Genomic DNA, 15,945 nt, shown 5'->3' with positions numbered 1-15,945 from the left:
TCTCTCCCCGTATCCCCAACCCAACAATCACACTGACGACCTCAGTGCCGCAAAAGTTCCCCGAACGCCTTGGCGACTTCGTCGACCTGCCACTCCAGCGTGTGCGGACCAACCACCAACTCGATCCACGACCATCCCGGTACGTCAGCGGGCTGCCATCGGCCGCAGATCGCCTCGCGCGTCGTCTCCATCCGCTTGACCGCAGCGGTCTCGATCGTGTCGGCCGCCTGCGGCGCGTAGACCCGGAACGAGTTGGTGTGCGGCGGCTCCGGGAACACCCGGAAACCCTCGCCCTGCAAGGCCATCGAGAGCTCGACCGCCCGCTGGTACAGGTCTCCCATGAGCGGCAGGACGGTCCGCAGTCCCTCCCGCGCGGACACGGCGTACGGGAACAGCGTGTAGAGGTTGCCGCCCAGCCGACGCTGCCAGCGCCGTACCTCGGCGATCACGTCCTCCGGCCCGGCCAGCGCCGCACCGCTCAAGCCACCAAGCACCTTGTAGAACGACACGTACACCGTCGAGGCGAGTGCCGCGATCTCCGCCAGGCTGTGGCCCAGGTACGGCGTGCTCTCCCACAAGCGAGCGCCATCCAGATGCAGCGGTACGCCGCGCTCCCGACAGGACTCGGCGAACACGACCAGCTCGTCCCACGTCGGCAGCACGAACCCGCCATCGCGCAGCGGCAGCTCCACCGTGACCGCGGCCAGCTTCCCCGGGATCGCGGCCAGCTCGTCCGGCCGGGGCTGCCGCGGCTCCGACGTCATCCGCTCGATCCGGAGCCGGTGCACCTCTTCCAGTGCGTTCAGCTCGTGCACGAGCAGGTGGGACAGCCCGTGCACCGCGACCCGATCGGTCCCGGCGCGGTCGGCGTATACGCGCAGGACGCTCTGCTGGGCCATGATCCCGGTCGGCATGAAGACCGCCGCCGGCTTCCCCAGGAGGTCGGCTACCTCCTGCTCGAGCGCGGCGACGTCTCCATCGTTGCCGTAGACGTCGGCCGACTCCTCGCACTCGACCTCGGTGAGCTGCCGCAACCTGTCCGGCACAGACACCCGTGGGTGTGACAGCCAGCGTTCACAGTTCTCGGCCGCGGTCTTCCGGCGGGCCCTGAGGTCGTCAGAGGTAGTAGCCACGCCCCTATCCTCTCGTGCCCCGCAATCGGTTTGGGCTCAGATCTTGGCAGTGACCACGTGCTCGCCCTCGAGCGTCCTGATCTCGACCGACCGCACCTGATTCAGCGGCACCAGCACACCGCCGCCGAACTTGCTGCCCTCCTGAGCGGCCTTCGCCGACACCACCCAACTGCCCGCGATCCAGGTCTTGCCCGACTTGTCGGTCACGACCATCTGGCACTCGGCACCGGCCTTCAGGCCGTTGATCTGCACCGTGACCCAGCTCCAGCCGGCCCGTGGCTCCACCGTCGTGGCCATCGTCGTGCCAGTCGCGACGTCCGCGGAGTTGACGTGCTTGGACCCGGCGACAGGAACCTCGGCCGGCTCGGCGGCCTGCCGTCCGATGGCCACGCCGCCACCGAGTGCACCGGCCACCACCAGCACTGCCGCGGCTGCCAGCAACCATGTGCGGGACCGCTTCCTGGCGGGCGGGGCCTGCACCGGCGCCGGCTCGGCGGCCGTCTGCCGCACCTCCCGCAGCGTGCGCTGCAGCAAGAGCTCGCCACCTTCGGGCGGACCGTCCAGGAACGCCTCCGGCGGCACCTCGCCCAGGAAGTACTTCATCTCCTCCAACTCGGCCACCTCGGTGCGGCACTCGGCACAGGTGGCCAGGTGCTCGTCGACCTCGCGGACCTCGTCGGGCTCGAGCGCGCCGAGGGCGTAGGCACCCAGCTGCGAGCGATCGTGCTCAGTCATCGGGCCACCTCCGCTTCTGTTCCGGCCATCACCGCGCGCAGAGCTCGGAGGGCGTAATACGATCTCGATTTCACGGTACCGGGCGGGACACCGAGTTCCTTGGCGGCCTCGGCGACCGACCGGCCCCGGTAGTACAACTGCACCAGCACCTCGCGATGTTCCGGCGACACCTGGTCGAGTGCGTCCATCACGATCATGGTGTTCACCACGGACTCGGAATGGTCACCCTCGACCGGGGGCCGGATCTCCACGTCGGCGACCTCGGCCGGTCGCGCCGCTCGGGCCCTGGCCCGGTCGGTGACGATGTTGCGTGCCACCGTCAGCAACCATCCGCGGACGGAACCCTTGCCCGAGGTCAGGTCGCCGGCGTGTTTCCACGCCCGCACCAGAGTCTCCTGTACGACGTCCTCCGCGGCCGCACGGTCGCCGGTCAGCCGGGTCGCATAAGCCAGCAGGCTGCGGCCGTGTTCGGCGTACAGCGATCGGATCAGCGTCTCGGCAGCCTCCGGCCCCGGGTAGTCACCCACCGTCCGTACGATAGGGGATTCACCGGCCACCGCAATGGCTGGGCTCGACCGCGGCCGGAACTCAGTAACCTGAGTTGCCATTACTTGACGGCTGAGTCGTGACCTTCTTACCGTCCGCGCCGACGACCCACCAGACTCCTTCGACCGCCTGGCCTTTGGCGTCGCCCGCCTTGGTGTCACTCGCGAACAGGTAGATCGGCAACCCGCCGACCGCCAGCTGCTTGCTGCCGTCGGACCGGGTCACTGTGCTGACCAGCGAGGCGTCGATGCCGTCCAGCTGCGGCGTACCGTCACCGGCGGCCACGACCGGCCACTTGGCCAGGCAGTCGCCCTCACAGTTCGACTTGCCGGACACGTCCTTGTCGAACACGTACACCGTTCGCCCGTTGCCGTCGACAATGACCTTGCCGAAGCTGCCGACGTCGGCAGTGGCGAGCTTCGCGTCGGCGGCGGCCGGTGCGCTCGAGCTGCTGCTGGATGTCCCACCGCTGGCGGAGTTGCCGTCGTCACCGCAGGCGGTCAAGCCGGCGAGGCCGAGGGCGAGCACACCGATCACAATTCCCATCCGCTTCATCAGGTCCTCCTCGGGTCACCGTTGAACACCTGCCATACGTCCGGAATCCGTGACCGGTTCAAACCGGAGAGATATCGTTTCGGGCATGGTTTCAGGTATGGAACAGATCCCCGCCGCGATCCAGCGTGCACTCACCGCGATCGACGAGCAGGACAACGACGCGTTCGTGGCGGCCTTCGCCGCCGACGGCTTCGTCGACGACTGGGGCCGCCAGTTCCGCGGACACGACCGGATCCGGTCCTGGAGCGACAACGAGCTGATCGGCAAGCGGGCCACCTTCACCGGCACCACGGTGTCCACCCCGGGCAACCCGCTGACGATCGTCACCCAGGTCGGCGGCGACGGCTTCAACGGACCGTCCCACTTCACCTTCGACGTCCAGGGCGATCAGCTCGCATCCATGACCATCACCGCCTGACCCCGCTTAGTTGCCGGAGGCAAGCACGCCGCAGCGGTCAAGCGCTCGACTGCCCCATCGGCCTCCTACAGTCCGGTCATGAGAATGTCAGCCCGCCGGTACACGAAGTACGCCTACGGCCTGTACGACGCCGGCGACGACTTCGCCTTCGACTCCGGCCCCTCCAGCGGCAGCGACTCGGACCTCGGAGATTCCGCCGCCTCCGGCAACAACTGGTAGCCCAATGCCCTCAGACCGCGCGGACGGTCAGCACGTTGTCGAGTCCCTTGAAGTCCGCTGCGTTGCGTGTGTACAGCGGCAGGCCCCGGCTCGAGGCGATGGCCGCGATCATCAGGTCCATTCGCCGGGGCCGGGGATCACGGCCGGCCGAGATCACCAGCGCCACCAGCGTGCCGTAGCGGGCCGCCGCATCGCCGTCGAACGGCAGTGGATCGAAGTCGGACACGGCAGCTCCGAGCACCTCAGTCCGCGCGGCTCTCGTCGCCGCATCCTTCGCCATCGCTACACCCTGATGCAGTTCGGCGAGGGTGACGGCCGTGAGTTCGGGATACTCCGGCAGCGCATCTGCCTCGATCAGACCGAGATCGATGTACGTACAGGTGTCCAGAACGCCGGAAGCCGACGGATCACTCACCGCCGCGCTCCCAGGGGTCGTCCTCGCCGACCCTGTCCTCGGCGCCGAAGAACTCGTCCGCCTCCTGTCGCATCAGCGCGGCGTCCACGCGGGGCAACCGGCGGTGCCGTTGGACCAGCTCCTGCGCGCTCAGGCGTCGCCGCTTGTTCAGCGGGCGCAGCTCGGCGACCTCGGTGCCGTTCCGGGTGATGTGGTAGGTCTCCCCAGCCTCAACGGCATCCATCACAGCCGCGGAGTGATTGCGGAACTCCCGCTGGGTGATGATCTTCATACCCCCAGCGTAGCTCCATGAGACACAGCTCGCTACACCTGCGAACTACACTGCTTCGGGCTCGCGGATTCGTTGGGAGATGACCGAGGAGACGCCGTCGCCGCGCATGGTGACGCCGTACAGGGCGTCGGCGACCTCCATGGTGCGCTTCTGGTGGGTGATGACGAGGAGCTGGCTGTTCTCGCGCAGCTCTTCGTAGAGCTCCAGCAGGCGGCCGAGGTTCGTGTCGTCCAGCGCCGCCTCGACCTCGTCGAGAATGTAGAACGGCGACGGCCGGGCCTTGAACAGCGCGACCAGGAACGCGACCGCGACGAGCGACCGTTCGCCACCGGACAGCAACGACAGCCGCTTCACCTTCTTGCCCGGCGGGCGCGCCTCGACGTCGATCCCGGTGGACAGCATGTCGTCGGGGTCGGTCAGCACCAGCCGGCCCTCACCTCCCGGGAACAGCCGGGCGAACACATGCTCGAAGGCGACCTCGACGTCGCGATAGGCCTGGGTGAAGACCTGCTCGACCCGCTCGTCGACCTCCTTGACGATGTCCATCAGGTCCCGGCGGGACTTCTTCAGGTCGTCGAGCTGCTCGGACAGGAACCGGTGCCGCTCCTCCATCGCGTCGAACTCCTCCAGCGCGAGCGGGTTGATCCGCCCCAGCTGGTTGAGCGCGCGTTCGGCCTGCTTGAGCCGCTTCTCGACCTTCGTCCGGTCGAACGGCTCGCCCTCGAGCTCGAGGGTGTTGTCGTCGCCGTCCTTCGGCAGCGGCGGCACCAGCTGGTCCGGCCCGTACTCCGCGACAAGCGCCTCGACCTCGACGCCGAGCTCGCCGAGCGACTTCTCGTACAGCTGCTCCAGCCGCATCTTCTGCTCGGCCCGGGCCAGCGCGTCGCGGTGCACAGTGTTGGTCAGCTGCTCCAGCTCGGAGCTCAGGCCCCGCGTCGCGGAGCGCGACTGGGCCAGCGCCTGCTCGCGATCCGCGCGCTGCGCCTGGATCGCCGCCCGCTCGGACGCCGCCAGCTGCAACGAGGTCTCCAGCCGGGCCAGCACGTGACCAGCAGCCAGGTGCACCGCCTGCGCGGCCTCCGCCTGCCGGGCTCGGCGTGCCGCCCGAGCGATCGCCCGCGCCCGCGCCTCGCGCTCCTGCCGCGCCGCGCGCTCCAGCGAGTCCGCCCGGCCGGACAGCGCCCTGGCCCGCTCCTCGGTGGTGCGCAGCGCCAGCCGCGCCTCCATCTCGGCCGCCCGACCGCCCTTGGCCGCCTCGGCGAGCCGGTCGCGCTCGGCGGTATCCGGCTCGTCACCGTCGTCGTCGAACTGCTCGGCGTCGGTGAGGCGCTCCTCCAGCTCGGCCAGGCCGGACAGGTTCTTGTCGCGCTCCTCCTCGGCCGCGGCGATGGCCTCGGCCATCCGCTGCGCCTCGCCACGGGACGCCTTCGCGAGCGACCCGAAGTGCGCCAACTGCTCGGCCACGGCCGCCATCGCCGCGTCCGACTCGTGCAGCCGGGCCAGCGTGATCTCGACGGATTCCTTCTGCCGCGATCGCTCGTCGTCCAGCGCCGCCAACTCGAACCGCAGCCGCTCGCTCCGCGCCGTCGCCTCGGTCAGCTTCTCCGCCGCCTCGTCGACCGCGGACTGCACCTCGATCAGGCTGGGCGCCGCGTCCGAACCGCCGTACGCGAAATGCGCCCCGAGTACGTCGCCACCGCGCGTGGTGCACGTGACGTCGGGCAGATTCCGCACCAGCACCCGGGCAGCTGCGACATCGTCCACCACGACGACCTTGCGCAGCAGCCGCCGCAGAGCGGGCCGCAGGGTCTCCGGGCAGTCCACGACATCAACGGCGTACGACGCTCCGTACGGCAGCGACGGCCACGTGGCGTAGTCATCCGACGGTGCATCGCCCAGCAGCAGGCCGGCCCGACCCAGATCGTGCTGCTTGAGGTGGCCGACGGCGTGCAGAGCAGCGTCGGTGTGGGTGACCGCGACGGCGTCGGCAGCCTCGCCGAGGGCCGCTGCGATTGCAGTTTCGTACCCGGTCCGCACGCTCAGCAGGGCAGCCACGGAACCCATCAGGCCGTTCACCTGCTCGGAGGCGGCCAGCAGGGCGCCGGCACCGTCCTTGCGGTTCAGGCCGAGTTCCAGCGCCTCCTTGCGAGCCGACAGGCCGGTGCGCTCGCGCTCGGCGTCGCGCTCCTCGGCCCGGACCTTCGCCAGGCGCTCGTCCATCTCGTCGAGGACCGCCTGAGCCGCCTCGAACTGGTCGTCGAGACCCTTCTCACCGGCGTCCAGCCCGGCGACCTGGGTCTCCAGCGCGGTGAAGTCGTGCTGCGCCTTGGCCGCACGTGCCTCGGCCTCGCGCATGTTGCTGGCGAGACGGCCGATCTCGGACTCGGCGGCGGAGGCGCGGCTCTTCAGCGCGTTCACCTGACCGGTCAGCCGGGCCAGGCCCTCGCGGCGGTCGGCGGCGGCCCGGATCAGCGCCGAGATCCGTCGCTCCTCCTCGGCCTCTTGGGACTCGAGCTGCTGGCGGCGTTCGACGGCTTCGGCGAGCAGCTCCGAGTGCGCCTCGACCTCGGCCTCGATCTGCGCCTCGGTCTCGCGGACCCGCGCGGCCTCCAGCTCGAGCTCGTCCGGGTCCCGCCCGGCGCGCGGCTCCTCGGCCTCGTCGTTCAGCGACCGGATCCGGTCCGCCGCGATCCGCGCCGTGCCCTTGATCTTCTCGCCGAAGCCGGACAGCTGGTACCACGTATCCTGGGCGGCCTGCAGGGCGGGCGCATCCTCGCGCAGCGCGTCCTCGAGCTCGGCCTCCAGCTCACGGGCCTCGCGCAGCTTGGCCTCGGTCTCGGTCCGCCGCTGGGTCAGCGCGGCCTCGTCGCGCAGCTCCGCCTCGAGCGCGGACTGGGCCTGGACGATGTCGTCGGCGAGCAGCCGGGCGCGACCGTCCCGGACCTCCGCCTGGATCGTCACCGCCCGGCGCGCCACCTCCGCCTGGCGCCCGAGCGGCTTCAACTGGCGGCGGATCTCGGTGATCAGGTCCCCGAGCCGGTTCAGGTTGCCCTCGGTGGCCTCCAGCTTCCGGATCGCCTTTTCCTTGCGCTTGCGGTGCTTCAGGACGCCGGCCGCCTCCTCGACGAACCCGCGCCGGCCTTCCGGTGTGGCGCGCAGGATCGAGTCGAGCTGGCCCTGGCCGACGATGACGTGCATCTCGCGGCCGATGCCGGAGTCGCTGAGCAGTTCCTGGACGTCCAGGAGCCGGCAGTTCTGGCCGTTGATCTGGTAGTCCGACCCGCCGTTGCGGAACATCGTCCGGGAGATCGTCACCTCGGCGTACTCGATCGGCAGCGCGCCGTCGGTGTTGTCGATGGTGAGCACCACCTCGGCGCGGCCCAGCGGGGCGCGGCCGGAGGTGCCGGCGAAGATGACGTCTTCCATCTTGCCGCCACGCAGCGACTTGGCGCCCTGCTCGCCCATCACCCAGGCGAGAGCGTCGACCACATTGGACTTGCCGGAGCCGTTCGGGCCGACGATGCAGGTGATGCCCGGTTCGAAGTTCATCGTCGTGGCCGACGCGAACGACTTGAAGCCTCGGAGCGTCATGCTCTTCAGGTACAAAGCGATGCTCTCCAACCCGTGAAAGGACAGACGATACCGAAGGAACCGTCATAACTGCACGTAACGCTGCCGCTACCCGGGGGAAGTAGTTCCGCTTCGCAGTCTACAAACAGCTGCCGACGAACGTGCGGAGGCCAGCCGATCAGAATGGCGGGCAAAGGTTCTGGGAGCACAACATTCGATGAACAGACAACCGGCGGAGGCCCGGACGGGGGCCACCGCCGTGGGTAGTGCGGACGGTAGAGATGGAACTCTCGTTGTCGCGGCTCGGGTCCTCAGACCGAAGCGGGGGCGCGCAGAGCCTCGTCGACGGTAAGCAGTCGGCCCTCGTGGACCTGTGCGACGAGGTGGTCGTTCTCTGCCTGCAGGCGCATCACGTGCGCCTCCAGATCGGCGACACGCCGGTTGAGCAGACGAACCTGCTCGAGCATGCGCGGGTCAGTGCCTCCAAGGTGCCCTAGAAGAGCCTTGGCCATTGTGCTGTCCTCCGGAAGGGTTCTCGCCGGGTGCGCTCCTGGGATCACGACGTGGAGCGCTGAAAATGTGTGCCGTCTTTCAGGGTGACACCGGCGGGGCCGACGGTCAACCTGGGCCACGTTTATTAACGATACCTCGCTCACCAGCGGACATGGCGAGGGATCGGCTGACATTTCGGGCACCGATACGACGAACGGTTCATGAACGGCTCCCGACGGATCGGCCGCCCGTCGCGCGGACACGGCGAACCCTCTTGTCCGTAGACGTTCAGGCCACGCTCGAAGTAGCCGGATTCCCCGTTCACGTTGACATACAGGGCATCGAAGCTGGTCCCGCCGACGGTCAGTGCCTCCGCCATCACCTCATGGGCGTGGCGCAGGATCTCCCTTATTTGTAAGGGTTTCAGCGTTTCCGTCGCCCGGGCGTAGTGCATTTTTGACCGCCACAACGCTTCATCTGCGTAGATATTGCCCACTCCGCTGATGACGGTCTGGTCCAGCAAGGCCCGTTTGAGGCCGGTCTTGCGGCGCCGGACCGCGGCCACGAAGACGTCCGGATCGAACAGAGGATCGAACGGGTCGCGGGCGATGTGCGCGATTTCCGGCGGCAGGTCCGCACCACCCTCGGAATAGGACAGACCACCGAACATCCGCTGGTCCACAAATCGGACCTCTCCGCCGTCGTCGGCGAACCGGAACCGGACCCGCAGATGGGACTCGTCCGGCGCGCCGACCGGCTGCACCCGGAACTGCCCGCTCATCCCGAGATGGGTCAGCACCGCGTCCCCGGACTCCAGTGGCAGCCACAGGTACTTCCCGCGCCGGGCCGGCTCGGCGAACACCTGCCCCTTCAGCCGGGCGACGAAATCGTCCGGCCCGGCGGCGTGACGCCGTACCGGACGCGGATGCAGGACCTCGACCGCGTCGATGGTCCGGCCGGTGGTGAACTCCGCCAGACCCCGGCGTACGACCTCTACCTCAGGAAGCTCAGGCACCTCAGGGCTGCTGGGATGGGTCTGTGCTGTCTGGGTGGGCGGCCCGGAGCGCCTTCCACGCGGTCTCCGCGGCCTGCTGCTCGGCTTCCTTCTTGCTCCGGCCGATGCCGTGACCGTACGTGTCGGAACCGATCCGGACCCGAGCCTCGAACGTCTTGGCGTGGTCCGGGCCGGACTCGGCGATCACGTACTCCGGCACGCCGACGCCCAGCTGCGCGACCAGTTCCTGCAGCGAGGTCTTCCAGTCCAGGCCGGCGCCGAGCCGGGCCGAGGACTCCATCAGGTCGTCGAACAGCCTGTGCACGACGTGTCCGGCGGTCTCGAAGCCGCGGTCCAGGTAGACGGCACCGATCAGCGCCTCGACACAGTCGGCCAGGATCGACGACTTGTCCCGGCCGCCGGTGGCTTCCTCACCGCGACCGAGCCTCAGGTACTTGCCCAGCTTGAGATCGCGGGCGACCCCGGCGAGCGCGCGCATGTTCACCACCGCGGCGCGCAGCTTGGCCAGCCTGCCCTCGGACAGGTCCGGGTGATTGCGGAACAGCGACTCCGTGACGATGACGCCGAGCACGGAGTCCCCGAGGAACTCCAGCCGCTCGTTCGTCGGTAGCCCGCCGTTCTCGTACGCGTACGAGCGGTGGGTGAAGGCGTGCTCCAGTAGTTCGTCAGCCAGCGATACGCCGAGCCGCTGGTTCAGCTCGGCGTAGAGCCCCGTCTCGTTGACCGAATTCACTGGGTGAGGTGTCGCTTAGCTCTCGACGACCTGGCGGCGCTCGCCCTTGGCGCCGTACTGGCCGCAGGTGGGGCAAACGGTGTGCTGCAGGTGCTTCGCGCGGCAGGCGGGGTTCACGCAGGTGACCAGCGACGGGGCAGTGGTCTTCCACTGGGCCCGGCGGTTGCGGGTGTTGCTGCGCGACATCTTCCGCTTCGGAACGGCCACGGTTATGACTCCTCGGTTCGGCCGGGGGCTTGTGGACCCGGCCGGCTGGCTGACGTGTATTCGGTATCTAGTTGTCGTGCTGGTCGTTCTGGAGCAGTCCGCCGAGGGCTGCCCAGCGTGGGTCGGTACCGTCCTCGTGCTTGTGGCCGGGCTCGTCCGCCAGGCGTACCCCACACTCGGGGCACAGGCCCGGACAGTCGTCCGTACACAAGGGCTGGAACGGCAGTGCGAGCACCACCTGGTCCCTCAGCACCGGCTCGAGGTCGATCAGATCGCCCTCCATCCGGCTGGCCTCGTCCGGTTCGGCTTCGCTTTCCGGGTAGACGTACAGCTCCTGGACGTCAGCGAGGAACTCGTCCTCGATATCGACCAGGCACCGCGCGCACTCCCCGACCAGTCGGCCGCGGGCCGTCCCGGTGACGAGGACCCCTTCGACGACCGATTCCAGCCGTAGATCGAACTGGATCGGGTCGCCCTCGGGGACGCCGATCACGTCGATTCCGAGATCCGCCGGAGCCGGCGCCGTGAAGGTGACCTCGCGCTGGGACCCGGCGCGGCGTGTCAGCTCGTGCGTGTCGATCACGAGTGGGGACCGCGGGTCCAAGACGCTCAGGACATTCCTCTCAGGCGTGGGCAAGGCAAAATCTCGGTCTCGTCGAGACCGGTTGTCTAGGTTACCAACTCCGCGGCCAGTCGCCCAATTCGGGGTACATCTAGAACTTCGCCAGTAACCGGGAGTGAACAGCCGGGGTCACGAAGGAGCTTACGTCCCCGCCGAGGCGGGCGATCTCCTTGACCCAACTGGAGGAGATGAAAGCGTTCTCCGCCCGGGTCGGCATGAACAGCGTGTCGACCCCGGTCATCGCGCGGTTGAGCTGGGCCATCTGCAGTTCGTAGTCGTAGTCGGCCGCCGACCGCAGGCCCTTCACGATCACGCCGGCGCCCTCGGCCCGGCAGTAGTCGACCAGCAGCCCCTCGAAGGTCCCGATCCGCACGTTGCCGAACGGCGCGGCGAGCTCGGTCAGCATCTCCACCCGCTCGTCGGGGCTGAACAGCCGGTTCTTGGACTGGTTCACGCCGGCCGCGACGATCACCTCGTCGAAGGCGGCGGCCGCCCGGGTGACGATGTCCAGATGCCCGACCGTCGGCGGGTCGAAGGTGCCGGGGAAGACCGCCCTACTCATGGCGGTGACCGTACCAAAGCCGGGCCTCGCCGTACTTGCGGTCCCGCAGCGCGGCGAAACCTTCCGGCCACTCCCACGGCTCCCGCTTGCCCCGCTCGACCACGACGACCGCGTCGTCGGCCAGCCACCCGTTCGCGGCCAGGCCGGTCAGCACGTCCTGCAACTCCTCCGTCTCCAGCCTGTACGGCGGATCCGCGAACACCAGGTCGAAGACCGCGGGGCTCTCCCCCGCCGTCACCTTTTCCACCGGACGTGTCAGCACGGTCGCGCCGGGCAGGCCCACGGCCTTGATGTTGGCCGCGATCACCTCGGCCGCCCTCCGGTCCGACTCGACCAGGACCGCGCGCACCGCTCCCCGGGACAGCGCCTCGAGTCCGATCGCGCCCGATCCGGCGTACAGGTCGAGCACCGCGAGCCCGTCGAGGCTGCCGAACTCGGACTCCAGCGACGAGAACAGCGCCTCCCGGACCCGATCCGCGGTCGGCCGCGTACCGCTCCCCGGTGGTACGGCGATCCGCCGCCCGCCGGCCGATCCGCCGACGATCCGGCTCACGTCTTCTCCAGGTACTCGGTCGTCTCCGACTCCAGGGCGCTCCGCACGAACGACCGGAGCGCCGGGTACTCGGCCAGTTCGGCGTCGACCGAGACGATCGAGTTCGCCACATGCCGGGCGGCGAAGATGATGTCCTCGTCCCGCAGCACGCTCAGCAGCTTCAGACTGCTCCGCCGACCCGACTGCGCGACTCCCAGCACGTCACCCTCACGCCGGGTCTCGAGGTCGATCCGCGACAGCTCGAACCCGTCCGTCGTCGATGCGACCGCGTCCAGGCGCCCGTACGACTTCGAGCCCGCCCACAGGTCCGTCACCAGCAGGCACAGCCCCGGCACCTTGCCCCGACCTACCCGGCCGCGGAGCTGGTGCAGCTGGGAGATGCCGAACCGGTCGGCGTCCATGATCACCATCGTCGACGCGTTCGGTACGTCGACGCCGACCTCGATCACCGTGGTCGCGATCAGTACGTCGACCTCACCAGCCGCGAACCGCGACATCACCGCGTCCTTCTCCTCGGCCGGCAGCCGGCCGTGCAGGATCTCGACCCGCAGGTCGTGCAGGATCTCGGTCAGCGCCTCGGCCACCTGCAGGACCGAGATCGGCGGCCGCGCCTGCTGCTTCTTCCCGCCGCCCTTGTCCTCCTCGCCGGCGACGAACTCACCTTCCTCGTCGGCCGCGTTCTTCACGTCGTCACCGATCCGCGGGCACACGACGTACGCCTGATGGCCCTTGCCGACCTCCTCGCGGACCCGGGCCCAGGCCCGCTGCAGCCAGTCGGGCTTCTCCTTCGCCGGGACCACGGACGACTGGATCGGCGAGCGTCCGGCGGGGAGCTCGGTCAGCGTCGAGACGGACAGGTCGCCGAACACCGTCATCGCCACGGTCCGCGGGATGGGTGTCGCCGTCATCACCAGCACGTGCGGAGTGTTCTCGCCGGACTTCTGACTCAGCGCCGCCCGTTGCTCGACCCCGAACCGGTGCTGCTCGTCGACCACCACGAGCCCGAGATCCGCGAACTGCACCTTGTCCTCGAGCAGCGCGTGCGTCCCGACCACGATCCCCGCGGCCCCGCTGGCCGCGTCGAGCATCGCCGTACGACGGGCCGCCGCGCCCAGGGAACCGGTGAGCAGCCCCACCCGGGTGGCCCGCTCCGCGCCGCCGAGCATGCCCTCCTCGGCCAGATCGCCGAGCATCTTGGTCAGCGTCTTGTGGTGCTGGGTGGCGAGCACCTCGGTCGGGGCCAGCAGCACCGCCTGACCGCCGGAGTCGACCACGGACAGCATCGCCCGCAGCGCGACCACGGTCTTGCCGGAGCCGACCTCGCCCTGCAACAGGCGGTGCATCGGGTGCGGCCGGGCCAGGTCGGCGAAGATCTCCTCGCCCACCTCAGCCTGGCCGGCAGTGAGCTCGAACGGCAGCCGCTGGTCGAACTCGTCCAGCATCCCGCCCTCGGTCCGCGGCCGCGGGATCGCGTTCAGCGCGTCGGTGACGGCCCGGCGCTGGGCCAGGATCGTCTGCATCACCAGGGCTTCCTCGAACCGGAACCGGTGCTGCGCGTCGCGGATGTCCTTCTCGGTGTCCGGCAGATGCACCTTCTGCAGGGCCTCGCGCAGGTTGAGCAGCTTCTCCTTGCGCAGGATCAGCTCCGGGATCGGGTCGTCGAGACCCTCGGCCAGGCTGTCCAGGACGATCTTCACGCTCCGCTCGATCGTTGCGGTCGGCAACTTCGCGGTGGCCGGGTAGAGCGGCCGGAACGGCCGGGCCCGGCGTTCGATCTCGGCCTCGGACAGGTCCTCCTCGTCGAGGATCTCGGTGCCCGGGCTCTTCAGCTGCATGATGTCGCGGAACATCGTCACCTCGCCCCAGAACAGGGCGGCCGTCCCCGGCGTCAGCTTGGTCGCCAGCCAGGGCTGGTTGAAGAAGGCCAGCTCCAGGTCGCGCCGGCCGTCGGTGACGACGACCTTGGTCAGAGTCTTGCGCCGGGCCCACTTCTGCACGTCGGTGAGCGGGATCTCGGCCTTGGTGTCCAGCGACCGCACGGTGACCTTCTTGACCCGGCCGTTGACGGTCGCCTGGTCGCCCACCTCGAGCTCGTCGAAGGGGGTCAGCTCACCCTTCTTCAGGTACCGGCGCGGGTAGTGCCGCAGCAGGTCGCCGACGGTCTCGATGGCGAGCACGTCCGCGAAGATCTTCGCCGTCCTGGCACCGAGGAAGTCGCGGACCTTCCTGTCCATATCCGTTGTCATTCCACCCCGATCAGCAGCGGGTACCTGTCCTGTCCTCCGTCGTACACCACGACGTCGACATCTTTGCGGTTCCGCCGCACGTGCCGCTCCAGAGCCGCCGCCAGGGCGGGGTCCGCGTCCCGGCCGGTGACGATGGTGAGCAACTCGCCTCCGCCGCCGAGCAGCCGGTCGACCACGCCGAACGCCGCCTCCTCAAGATCTTCGGTGATCAGCGTGAAATCGCCGTCGACCACGCCCAGCGCGTCGCCGACCCGGCACATGCCGGCCATCGTCCAGGCGTCCTTCACCGCGATCGTGACGGCGCCGTGGCGGGTTTGCCCGGCCGCCGCCGAGAGGTGTACGACGTCGTCGTCGAAGTTGCGCTCGGGGTCGTGGACAGCGATCGCCGCCAGACCCTGGACCTGGGCCCTGGTCGGGATCACGGCCACCCGGATCCCGTCCTGGCGGGCCGCGGTCGCGGCGGCCTCGGCGACCGCGAGCGAGTCGCTGTCGTTGGGCAGCAGCACGATCTCGGACGCCTTCGACTTCTCCATCGCGCGCAGCAGTTCCCCGGTCGAGCACCGCCGCCCCGGTCCGCCGATGATGACCTGCGCCCCGGCCTCGGTGAACAGGTCCGCCAGCCCGTCACCGGCGACGACCGCGATCACCGCGCGACCCGGCGGCGGCTCGTGCTGGGCCTGGTCGGCGAAGTGGGTGACCCGGATCCGGTGCGGCCGACCGATGTCGATGCCGTGCTCGATCGCGGCACCCACGTCGTCGGTGTGGACGTGGACGTTCCACAACCCGTCCCCGCCGACCACGACGACCGAGTCGCCGAGACCGGCCAGGATCTGCCGGAAGTCGGCGACCTTGTCGTCCGGTGCGTCCAGCAGGTACATCACCTCGTACGCCGGCCCGTCCTGGCTCTCGGCGTTCTCACCCTGAGGCTCGACCCGGGCCGGCACCTCGACCCGCACGATCTGCCCGGTGAGCACGGACTCCATCGCGCCGAGGATCACCACGAGGCCCGCTCCCCCGGCATCCACGACACCCGCGCGCCGCAGTACGTCGAGCTGCTCGGTCGTCCTGGTGAGCGCCTGCCGGGCGGATGCGACGGCGGCCAGGCACACGTCCGCCAGGCTCTTCCCGTCGTTCGCGGCCGTGATCGCGCCGGTCGCCGCAGCCCGGGCCACGGTCAGCATGGTCCCCTCGACCGGTTGCGCGACCGCACCGTAGGCGGCATCGGCGGCGTACTTCAGGGCATCCGCGAACGCGGCCGACTCGCTCATCCGGGGGTCGGCCAGTACGGCGTTGTCATCGGCAGCCTGGTCACGCGGGAGGTTCTCCGCGAGGCGGAGGCCGCAGGCGCGGATCATCTGGGAGGTGATGACGCCGGAGTTGCCGCGGGCGCCGAGCAACGCGCCGCGGCCGAACGCCTGGATGGCCTCGCTGAAGGTCAGCTCGCCCGCGGGCAACGCGTCGCAGGCGGCTTCCCAGGTCAGGTAGAGGTTCGTGCCCGTATCACCGTCCGGCACCGGATACACGTTCAGCTCGTCGATGTCGGTCCGCGCCCGCCCCAACTCGACCAGCGCCGTCCGAGCCCAGGCCCGCAACACCTCGACCGTCAATTCCTCCACGCCCAAACCCTAGCGACACAGCCCGCTGCGTACCGAA

General features: G+C 69.3%; 18 protein-coding genes. 3 read left to right on the top strand and 15 right to left on the bottom strand.

Annotation, left to right across the window (positions count from 1 at the left end):
- Window positions 1-41 precede the first annotated feature (41 nt).
- From ACIBG5_RS26050 to ACIBG5_RS26035, 4 genes are all read right to left on the bottom strand, one after another.
- On the bottom strand, window positions 42-1,133 hold the full coding sequence (locus ACIBG5_RS26050; RefSeq protein WP_396394054.1) for a threonine aldolase family protein: 1,092 nt from the start codon (window positions 1,131-1,133) through the stop codon (window positions 42-44).
- A gap of 36 nt (window positions 1,134-1,169) precedes the next feature.
- A complete protein-coding gene (locus tag ACIBG5_RS26045) occupies window positions 1,170-1,868 on the bottom strand; it encodes an anti-sigma factor family protein (protein ID WP_396394053.1) in 699 nt (232 codons plus the stop codon).
- On the bottom strand, window positions 1,865-2,356 hold the full coding sequence (locus tag ACIBG5_RS26040) for a sigma-70 family RNA polymerase sigma factor (protein ID WP_396394171.1): 492 nt from the start codon (window positions 2,354-2,356) through the stop codon (window positions 1,865-1,867). The genes ACIBG5_RS26045 and ACIBG5_RS26040 overlap by 4 nt, the downstream gene beginning before the upstream one ends.
- 100 nt (window positions 2,357-2,456) lie before the next feature.
- A complete protein-coding gene (locus tag ACIBG5_RS26035; protein ID WP_396394052.1) occupies window positions 2,457-2,969 on the bottom strand; it encodes a hypothetical protein in 513 nt (170 codons plus the stop codon).
- Window positions 2,970-3,066: 97 nt separating this feature from the next.
- On the opposite strand from ACIBG5_RS26035, the gene ACIBG5_RS26030 reads away from it, so the two are divergent.
- Window positions 3,067-3,387 carry a nuclear transport factor 2 family protein gene (locus ACIBG5_RS26030; RefSeq protein WP_360452010.1) on the top strand — a complete coding sequence of 107 codons (321 nt, stop codon included), beginning with the start codon at window positions 3,067-3,069 and terminating at the stop codon, window positions 3,385-3,387.
- 78 nt (window positions 3,388-3,465) lie between these two features.
- A complete protein-coding gene (locus ACIBG5_RS26025) occupies window positions 3,466-3,606 on the top strand; it encodes a hypothetical protein (RefSeq protein WP_396394051.1) in 141 nt (46 codons plus the stop codon).
- Between the two features lie 10 nt (window positions 3,607-3,616).
- Here the strand turns inward: ACIBG5_RS26025 and ACIBG5_RS26020 are convergent, their stop codons facing one another.
- Genes ACIBG5_RS26020 through smc form a run of 3 tightly spaced genes read right to left on the bottom strand, consistent with a single transcriptional unit; the run spans window position 3,617 to window position 7,883 of the window.
- A complete protein-coding gene (locus ACIBG5_RS26020) occupies window positions 3,617-4,021 on the bottom strand; it encodes a type II toxin-antitoxin system VapC family toxin (RefSeq protein WP_396394050.1) in 405 nt (134 codons plus the stop codon).
- A complete protein-coding gene (locus tag ACIBG5_RS26015) occupies window positions 4,014-4,292 on the bottom strand; it encodes a type II toxin-antitoxin system Phd/YefM family antitoxin (RefSeq protein ID WP_396394049.1) in 279 nt (92 codons plus the stop codon). The genes ACIBG5_RS26020 and ACIBG5_RS26015 overlap by 8 nt, the downstream gene beginning before the upstream one ends.
- A gap of 45 nt (window positions 4,293-4,337) precedes the next feature.
- Window positions 4,338-7,883: a chromosome segregation protein SMC gene (gene smc, locus ACIBG5_RS26010; RefSeq protein ID WP_396394048.1), complete on the bottom strand. Its 3,546-nt coding sequence runs from the start codon at window positions 7,881-7,883 to the stop codon at window positions 4,338-4,340.
- Between the two features lie 260 nt (window positions 7,884-8,143).
- On the opposite strand from smc, the gene ACIBG5_RS26005 reads away from it, so the two are divergent.
- Entirely contained in the window at window positions 8,144-8,359 is a 216-nt protein-coding gene (locus ACIBG5_RS26005; RefSeq protein WP_396394047.1) for a hypothetical protein, read from the top strand.
- 155 nt (window positions 8,360-8,514) lie between these two features.
- Here the strand turns inward: ACIBG5_RS26005 and mutM are convergent, their stop codons facing one another.
- From mutM to ACIBG5_RS25965, 8 genes are all read right to left on the bottom strand, one after another.
- Window positions 8,515-9,369: a bifunctional DNA-formamidopyrimidine glycosylase/DNA-(apurinic or apyrimidinic site) lyase gene (gene mutM, locus ACIBG5_RS26000; protein WP_396394046.1), complete on the bottom strand. Its 855-nt coding sequence runs from the start codon at window positions 9,367-9,369 to the stop codon at window positions 8,515-8,517.
- Between the two features lies 1 nt (window position 9,370).
- Window positions 9,371-10,102, bottom strand: coding sequence for a ribonuclease III (gene rnc, locus ACIBG5_RS25995; RefSeq protein WP_396394045.1), 732 nt, complete (start codon window positions 10,100-10,102; stop codon window positions 9,371-9,373).
- A 15-nt stretch (window positions 10,103-10,117) separates the two neighbouring features.
- Complete coding sequence (rpmF, locus tag ACIBG5_RS25990) at window positions 10,118-10,309, bottom strand: 50S ribosomal protein L32 (protein WP_131355175.1); 192 nt, start codon at window positions 10,307-10,309, stop codon at window positions 10,118-10,120.
- Window positions 10,310-10,376: 67 nt separating this feature from the next.
- Window positions 10,377-10,892, bottom strand: coding sequence for a DUF177 domain-containing protein (locus ACIBG5_RS25985; protein WP_360451996.1), 516 nt, complete (start codon window positions 10,890-10,892; stop codon window positions 10,377-10,379).
- A gap of 130 nt (window positions 10,893-11,022) precedes the next feature.
- Entirely contained in the window at window positions 11,023-11,493 is a 471-nt protein-coding gene (gene coaD / locus ACIBG5_RS25980; RefSeq protein WP_360451994.1) for a pantetheine-phosphate adenylyltransferase, read from the bottom strand.
- A complete protein-coding gene (gene rsmD, locus ACIBG5_RS25975) occupies window positions 11,486-12,046 on the bottom strand; it encodes a 16S rRNA (guanine(966)-N(2))-methyltransferase RsmD (protein WP_396394044.1) in 561 nt (186 codons plus the stop codon). The genes coaD and rsmD overlap by 8 nt, the downstream gene beginning before the upstream one ends.
- Window positions 12,043-14,292 carry an ATP-dependent DNA helicase RecG gene (gene recG, locus ACIBG5_RS25970; protein ID WP_396394043.1) on the bottom strand — a complete coding sequence of 750 codons (2,250 nt, stop codon included), beginning with the start codon at window positions 14,290-14,292 and terminating at the stop codon, window positions 12,043-12,045. The genes rsmD and recG overlap by 4 nt, the downstream gene beginning before the upstream one ends.
- The gene (locus ACIBG5_RS25965; RefSeq protein ID WP_396394042.1) at window positions 14,289-15,908 is read right to left on the bottom strand and encodes a DAK2 domain-containing protein; all 1,620 of its coding nucleotides are present in this window, start codon (window positions 15,906-15,908) and stop codon (window positions 14,289-14,291) included. The genes recG and ACIBG5_RS25965 overlap by 4 nt, the downstream gene beginning before the upstream one ends.
- Window positions 15,909-15,945: the final 37 nt, after the last annotated feature.

The organism is Kribbella sp. NPDC050241 (assembly GCF_044459685.1).
Classification (GTDB): domain Bacteria; phylum Actinomycetota; class Actinomycetes; order Propionibacteriales; family Kribbellaceae; genus Kribbella.
The sequence above is the reverse complement of the archived record's forward strand: the minus strand, read 5'-3'. Positions and strand labels throughout refer to the sequence as shown.

Excerpts from the sequence above, each read along its gene's own strand:
- coaD (WP_360451994.1), bottom strand. The coding sequence starts at position 11,493 with ATGAGTAGGGCGGTCTTCCCCGGCACCTTCGACCCGCCGACGGTCGGG.
- recG (WP_396394043.1), bottom strand. The coding sequence starts at position 14,292 with ATGACAACGGATATGGACAGGAAGGTCCGCGACTTCCTCGGTGCCAGG.
- ACIBG5_RS26035 (WP_396394052.1), bottom strand. The coding sequence starts at position 2,969 with ATGAAGCGGATGGGAATTGTGATCGGTGTGCTCGCCCTCGGCCTCGCC.
- smc (WP_396394048.1), bottom strand. The coding sequence starts at position 7,883 with ATGACGCTCCGAGGCTTCAAGTCGTTCGCGTCGGCCACGACGATGAAC.
- ACIBG5_RS26015 (WP_396394049.1), bottom strand. The coding sequence starts at position 4,292 with ATGAAGATCATCACCCAGCGGGAGTTCCGCAATCACTCCGCGGCTGTG.
- ACIBG5_RS26025 (WP_396394051.1), top strand. The coding sequence starts at position 3,466 with ATGAGAATGTCAGCCCGCCGGTACACGAAGTACGCCTACGGCCTGTAC.
- ACIBG5_RS26045 (WP_396394053.1), bottom strand. The coding sequence starts at position 1,868 with ATGACTGAGCACGATCGCTCGCAGCTGGGTGCCTACGCCCTCGGCGCG.
- ACIBG5_RS26005 (WP_396394047.1), top strand. The coding sequence starts at position 8,144 with ATGGAACTCTCGTTGTCGCGGCTCGGGTCCTCAGACCGAAGCGGGGGC.
- ACIBG5_RS26030 (WP_360452010.1), top strand. The coding sequence starts at position 3,067 with ATGGAACAGATCCCCGCCGCGATCCAGCGTGCACTCACCGCGATCGAC.